The 6,077-nt window shown below is 56.3% G+C and carries 11 protein-coding genes and 1 pseudogene; all 12 read right to left on the reverse strand.

Features of this window, described 5'->3' with window-relative positions:
- Positions 1 to 1,056 (reverse strand): preprotein translocase subunit SecY (gene secY, locus ACEW8J_RS00880; RefSeq protein WP_373489745.1); only part of this gene is annotated, 1,056 nt, incomplete at its 3' end.
- Between the two features lie 194 nt (positions 1,057 to 1,250).
- On the reverse strand, positions 1,251 to 1,805 hold the full coding sequence (gene rplO, locus ACEW8J_RS00885) for a 50S ribosomal protein L15 (RefSeq protein WP_373489746.1): 555 nt from the start codon (positions 1,803 to 1,805) through the stop codon (positions 1,251 to 1,253).
- Between the two features lie 44 nt (positions 1,806 to 1,849).
- Positions 1,850 to 2,029: a 50S ribosomal protein L30 gene (rpmD, locus tag ACEW8J_RS00890; protein WP_373489747.1), complete on the reverse strand. Its 180-nt coding sequence runs from the start codon at positions 2,027 to 2,029 to the stop codon at positions 1,850 to 1,852.
- 6 nt (positions 2,030 to 2,035) lie between these two features.
- On the reverse strand, positions 2,036 to 2,818 hold the full coding sequence (gene rpsE / locus ACEW8J_RS00895; protein ID WP_373489748.1) for a 30S ribosomal protein S5: 783 nt from the start codon (positions 2,816 to 2,818) through the stop codon (positions 2,036 to 2,038).
- A gap of 1 nt (position 2,819) precedes the next feature.
- Complete coding sequence (gene rplR / locus ACEW8J_RS00900; RefSeq protein ID WP_089132908.1) at positions 2,820 to 3,173, reverse strand: 50S ribosomal protein L18; 354 nt, start codon at positions 3,171 to 3,173, stop codon at positions 2,820 to 2,822.
- Positions 3,174 to 3,176: 3 nt separating this feature from the next.
- Entirely contained in the window at positions 3,177 to 3,710 is a 534-nt protein-coding gene (gene rplF, locus ACEW8J_RS00905) for a 50S ribosomal protein L6 (protein WP_373489749.1), read from the reverse strand.
- A gap of 2 nt (positions 3,711 to 3,712) precedes the next feature.
- The gene (gene rpsH / locus ACEW8J_RS00910; RefSeq protein ID WP_373489750.1) at positions 3,713 to 4,108 is read right to left on the reverse strand and encodes a 30S ribosomal protein S8; all 396 of its coding nucleotides are present in this window, start codon (positions 4,106 to 4,108) and stop codon (positions 3,713 to 3,715) included.
- Positions 4,109 to 4,120: 12 nt separating this feature from the next.
- Positions 4,121 to 4,426, reverse strand: a complete 306-nt coding sequence (gene rpsN / locus ACEW8J_RS00915) for a 30S ribosomal protein S14 (protein ID WP_176280104.1) — start codon at positions 4,424 to 4,426, stop codon at positions 4,121 to 4,123.
- Between the two features lie 37 nt (positions 4,427 to 4,463).
- Complete coding sequence (rplE, locus tag ACEW8J_RS00920) at positions 4,464 to 5,051, reverse strand: 50S ribosomal protein L5 (RefSeq protein ID WP_373489751.1); 588 nt, start codon at positions 5,049 to 5,051, stop codon at positions 4,464 to 4,466.
- Positions 5,044 to 5,367 (reverse strand): 50S ribosomal protein L24, encoded by a 324-nt coding sequence (gene rplX, locus ACEW8J_RS00925; protein ID WP_373489752.1) that lies wholly within the window; start codon positions 5,365 to 5,367, stop codon positions 5,044 to 5,046. The genes rplE and rplX overlap by 8 nt, the downstream gene beginning before the upstream one ends.
- A gap of 2 nt (positions 5,368 to 5,369) precedes the next feature.
- Positions 5,370 to 5,738: a 50S ribosomal protein L14 gene (gene rplN / locus ACEW8J_RS00930; protein WP_067198338.1), complete on the reverse strand. Its 369-nt coding sequence runs from the start codon at positions 5,736 to 5,738 to the stop codon at positions 5,370 to 5,372.
- 200 nt (positions 5,739 to 5,938) lie between these two features.
- Positions 5,939 to 6,077, reverse strand: a pseudogene (locus ACEW8J_RS00935) (uS17 family ribosomal protein); the annotation flags it as partial.

Raw genomic sequence — 6,077 nt, forward strand, 5'->3', positions numbered from 1 at the left:
TTCTTCCGGATTGAACACCACAGCGGTGTAGAAGAAACAGAAGAAGACAATGCCCGCCGCATAGAGACCCATATAGAGCGGCTGACCATGCGCCAGATATTGGTTCAGGGTGATGATGAAATCTCCCATTGCCGTCTCACCAGCTGTGGCATTGCCGGCAAACTGGCTCACCGTCAGCGGCATCAGCAGCAATGACGAAGCGAAGATCGGCGGGATGACACCAGCGGTATTGACCTTTAGCGGCAAATGGCTGCGGTCGGCCTGCATCACACCATGCTGGGTAGCGCGCTTGGGATATTGGATCAGCACCCGTCGCTGGGCGCGTTCCATGAAGCTGATGAACAGGACCAGTCCGGCGACCATCGCGATCAAACCAACGATGGTGAGCGCTCCGATCGAACCGGTGCGGCTGCCTTCCATCAGATTGGCGACAAAGGTCGGCATCTGGGCGACAATACCGGCCATGATGATCAGAGAAATACCATTACCGATACCACGACTGGTGATCTGTTCACCCAGCCACATCAGGAACAGCGTACCGCCAACCAGACTGATCACCGCACCAACGCGGAACATATAGCCCGGCTCGACGACCGCCTGCAGACCCGACTGGGAAGCGAAGCTTTCGAGGCCGACGGCAATGAAATAGCCCTGGATGGCGGTCAGGCCGACCGTGCCATAGCGGGTATATTGGTTGAGTTTCTTGCGGCCGGATTCGCCTTCTTTCTTGATCGCGGCGAGGGTCGGCGACAATGCCGCCGCCAGCTGGACCACGATCGATGCGGTAATATAAGGCATCACGCCTAGCGCGATCAGGCTCATCCGCTCCAGCGAACCGCCGGAAAATGTATTGAAAATATCGAGAACACCGCCGCGGGTCTGATCATAGAGATCAGCCAGAACGACCGGATCGACGCCCGGCAGCGGTACGAAGCTGAGCAGACGGAAAATGATCAGCGCACCCAATGTAAACCAGATGCGTTTGCGCAGTTCCGTCGCTTCGCCAAATTTTGCCAGGCTTAGATTCGCTGCGACCTGATCGGCTCTTGATGCCATGCTTGACTTTCCTGCCCACTATTAGTTTGCAATACGCCCCCGCGGAGGCCCATCTCCAACTATTGCGTCTAGATGCAATCTTCGGAAGATGAATATCTGCATGTGCAGATATGCAACCCGCCCCATATCGGATGTTAAAGCATCAAAAACAAGGGGCCAGAAAAAGAGGCGCTAATCATAGCGCCTCCTGAAGATCAATCTTTCTTTTTCGCCTTGTTCGCGGCTTTTTTCTCGCGAGCAGGCTTCGAAGGCGTAGCTTTCTTTTCGCCCTTCGGACGACGTTCGCCACCCGCGGCTAGAATTTCGACCTTGCCGCCGGCTTTCTCAACCGCTGCGACAGCGGCTTTCGAAGCCCCGGCAACGGCGATCGTGATTTTCGCCTTCAGTTCGCCCTTGGCGAGCAGGCGGACGCCGTCCTTGCCGCCGCGGGCCAGGCCAGCAGCTTTCAGGGTTGCGTGATCGATCGTGCCCTTGTTGTCGAGGCTTTTGCTGTCGATGAACTTCTGGATCATGCCCAGGTTCACTTCCGCATAATCCGTACCGAACGGGTTGTTGAAACCGCGTTTCGGGAGGCGCATGTGAAGCGGCATCTGGCCGCCTTCAAAACCATTGATCGAGACACCGGAACGGGCCTTCTGACCCTTTTGGCCGCGGCCGCCGGTTTTACCTTTACCCGAGCCAATGCCCCGGCCAATGCGCATGCGCGACTTGCGCGCGCCATCATTGTCTCTGAGTTCGTTTAATTTCATGTCTTGTACTCGCTTTCGCTTTATTCGCACGGAAGTGTCGGGTTTTACCCTTCAACAACTTCCACCAGATGGTGAACTGCACGGATCATGCCGCGCACTTCGGGTGTATCTTCCAGTTCGGAAACACGGTGCATCTTGTTGAGACCGAGTCCGATCAGCGTTTTGCGCTGAACTTCCGGACGACGGATCGGAGATCCGATCTGCTTGATTTTAACTTTGGCCATCAAAAATTACTCCGTAACTGCCGCGGCATCTGCTGCCACTTCAGCAGCCGAACCGCCAGCACGTGCAAGCAGGTCGGTGACTTTCTTGCCGCGTCGCTGAGACACGGATTTCGGGCTCGACTGATCTGCCAGTGCGGCAAAGGTTGCGCGGATCATGTTGTAAGGATTGGCGGTTCCATTGGACTTGGTCACAACGTCGGAAACGCCAAGGCTTTCGAACACGGCGCGCATCGGACCACCAGCGATGATGCCGGTACCCGCAGGTGCGGAACGGACGGTCACATTGCCTGCGCCAAACTGGCCGGTACCATCATGGTGCAGGGTCCGGCCCTCACGCAGCGGCACCCGAACCATCGACTTTTTCGCCGCAGCGGTTGCCTTGGTAATGGCTTCCGGCACTTCGCGTGCCTTGCCCTTGCCGAAACCGGCCCGGCCCTTGCCGTCGCCAACCACAACCAGAGCAGCAAAGCCAAAGCGCTTGCCGCCTTTAACAGTCTTGGAAACACGGTTGATGTGGACCAGTTTCTCGATCAGCTCTTCGCCGCCTTGATTGTCGCCACGGCCACCGCGACCACCACCACGGTTGTCACGACCGCCGCGATTGTCACGACCGCCGCCACCGCCACCGCGGTTATCACGACCACCGGCACCGCCACGATTGCCACCGCGCGACTGACGCTCGGGACCACCGGTTTTGGCTTCGGGTGCAATTGCTGCTTCCGGCTGATTGCCTTCGCCAGTGGTGCCCGGCTGTGCCGCGCCTTCTGGGGTTGTTTTGTCATCAGCCATATTAAAACTCCAATCCGCCTTCACGTGCTGCGTCGGCCAGAGCCTTCACACGTCCGTGAAACAGGAACCCGCCACGGTCAAAAATTACTTCCTTAACGCCCGCCTTCTTGGCAGCTTCGGCAACGCGCTTGCCGACGTCGGCAGCAGCCTTGCTATCCGCACCGGTTTTGACTTTGGACGCCTTGTCGATGGTCGAAGCGGAAGCCAGCGTTTTGCCCTCGGCATCGTCGATAACCTGGGCATAGATATGCCGGCTCGTGCGATGCACGGACAAACGAGGCTTTGAGAGCCCGCGCTTGCGCAATTTGCTGCGTACGCGTTGCTGGCGCCGTTTGAACTGAGAAATATTCGCCATGGCTTATTTCTTCTTCCCTTCTTTGCGGAAAATATATTCGCCGCGATATTTGATACCCTTGCCCTTATACGGCTCGGGCTTGCGCCAGCGCCGGATTTCGGCAGCGACCTGGCCAACCTGCTGTTTGTCCATGCCGGAAATTTCGATCGTCGTCTGATCCGGGGTCTTGATGTCAATGCCTTCCGGAATCGGAAAGTTCACATCATGACTGTAGCCGAGTTGCAGGTTCAGGATCTTGCCCTGAGCCGCAGCACGATAACCAACGCCGTTGATTTCCAGCACCTTGGTAAAGCCTTCGGTAACACCGTCGACCAGGTTCTGCACCAATGTACGCTGCATTCCCCAGAATGCGCGCGCGGTTTTCGACTTGTTTGCGGGCATCACCAGCAAACCACCGTCGCCCAGTTCATAAGTCAGGTCATCAACCATCGGGGTCGAAAGCTCGCCCTTCGGTCCTTTGACCTTGACCAGACCATCTTCCATCACAGCGGTAACGCCGTCCGGAATAGCCACTGATTTTTTGCCAATACGGGACATGATTAGAATACCTCAGCCAGTACTTCGCCGCCGACCTTCGCCTGACGCGCTTCCGCGTCAGAGAGAACACCTTTTGGCGTCGATACGATTGTTATGCCCAAGCCGTTGCGAACCCGCGGCAGATCTTCCGACCCGCTATAGACACGACGACCAGGCTTTGAAACACGGGCCACGTGGCGAATTGCCGGCTGGCCTTCAAAATATTTCAGTTCAATCCGCAGACCGGGGTGCTTGTTGACCTCTTCTTCGGTGTAGCCGCGAATATAACCTTCGCGCTGCAACACTTCGAGGACGGCACCGCGCAATTTGGACGCAGGGGTTACTACGCTGTCTTTGCGTGCCTGTTGTCCGTTACGGATACGGGTGAGCATGTCACCCAAGGGATCGGTAAAAGCCATATTATCTCTCCCTTACCAGCTTGATTTCGTGACGCCGGGAATCAGGCCTTTATTGGCCATGTCTCTCAGCTCGATGCGGCACAGGCGGAACTTGCGGTAATAGCCGCGCGGCCGTCCTGTGGTTTCACAGCGGTTGCGCACACGCGTTGGATTTGCGTTGCGCGGGATCTCCGCCATCTTCAGGCGTGCCATCAGACGTTCGGTCTCGTCGAGAGACTGGTCTGCTGCCATAGCCTTCAGTTTCGCATAACGGCCGGCGTATTTCTTCACCATCCGTTTGCGTTTTTCGTTTCTGTTAATGGAACTCAGTTTCGCCATGACTTAAGTTCTCGTCCTTCCGTATTACGAAGCGCGCTCACGCGGCTTCTTTTTCTTCCGCTTGTTCCTCTTTGGGGAACGGGAAACCGAACAATGCCAGAAGCGCACGCGCTTCTTCGTCTGTTTTTGCTGTTGTCGTCACGATCACATCCATGCCGCGCACGACGTCGATATTGTCATAGGCGATCTCGGGGAAAATGATCTGCTCTTTCAGGCCCATGGCGAAATTGCCACGACCGTCAAAGCTTTTCGGATTCAGTCCCCTGAAATCCCGGATACGCGGCATCGCTACCGTCACCAGGCGATCGATGAATTCATACATGCGTTCGCGGCGCAGATTGACCTTGCAACCGATCGGCATGCCTTCACGCAACTTGAACGTCGCGATCGAGTTTTTCGCCTTGGTGATCACCGGCTTCTGGCCCGCGATCAATTCCATTTCCGCAGCAGCAGTCGTGACCTTCTTCTTGTCCTGACTGCCTTCGCCGACGCCCATGTTGATCGTGATCATCGTGACGCGTGGAACTTCCATATGATTGGAATAGTTGAATTTTTCCTGCATAGCCTTGACGATTTCCTCGTCATATTTTTTGCGCATGCGCGGGATATATTTACTATCAGCCATCGACTTTCTCCCCGGATTTAACAGCGATCCGCTGCATCTTTCCGTCTTCTGTCTTTTCAAACCGGACTCGCGTCGGCTTGCCGTCCTTCGGGTCAGCCAGGGCCACCTTGCTGATGTGCAGCGCAGCTTCCCGACGCTCCAGGCCGCCTTGCGGATTTGCCTGGGTCGGCTTGCGGTGACGAATAGCAATATTGACACCGGACACGATGCACTTGCCGTCCTTCGGCATCACTTTGCTGACTTCACCCGACTTGCCCTTGTCCTTGCCGGACAGGATCACGACGGTGTCGCCTTTTTTGATCTTTGCATTGGCCATGATTAGATTACCTCCGGCGCAAGGCTGATGATTTTCATATGCTTTTTCGCACGCAGTTCACGAACCACGGGGCCAAAAATACGGGTGCCGATAGGCTCCTGGTTGTTGTTCACCAGAACCGCAGCATTGCTGTCGAACCGAATGACCGATCCGTCCTTGCGGCGGATGTCCTTCTTGGTACGCACGATCACCGCCCGGTGAACGTCGCCCTTCTTAACCTTGCCACGCGGCGCTGCTTCCTTGATCGAAACGACAATGATGTCGCCGACGCCGGCAAAGCGACGCTTCGAGCCGCCCAGCACCTTGATGCACTGGACGCGTTTGGCGCCGCTATTGTCAGCGACCTCCAGGTTCGATTGCATCTGGATCATGGATCCAATTCCTTCTTCATAAACCCGGAAGACCGGGCGTTTCCAACTTCGTCACCCCGGCAAAATCCGGGAAATTCTAATTACTCGCCTGCTGGCGCTGATTCGGCCTTTTCTTCAACTGCCGGTTTCACCGGTGCCTTGACCTTTTCGTCCTTCGGATCGCTCGCCGTGATCTCGCTGACCGTCGGCGTTGCGACACCGGCTGCTGCGCCGACCCGCTCCAGCACTTTCCAGGTCTTCAGCTTGGAAATCGGACGGGTTTCTTCAATCCGCACGGTTTCACCGAGGCTGATTTCATTATTCTCGTCATGCGCATGATATTTCTTCGAGCGCCGGATG

The organism is Parasphingorhabdus sp. (assembly GCF_041748495.1).
Lineage (GTDB): Bacteria > Pseudomonadota > Alphaproteobacteria > Sphingomonadales > Sphingomonadaceae > Parasphingorhabdus.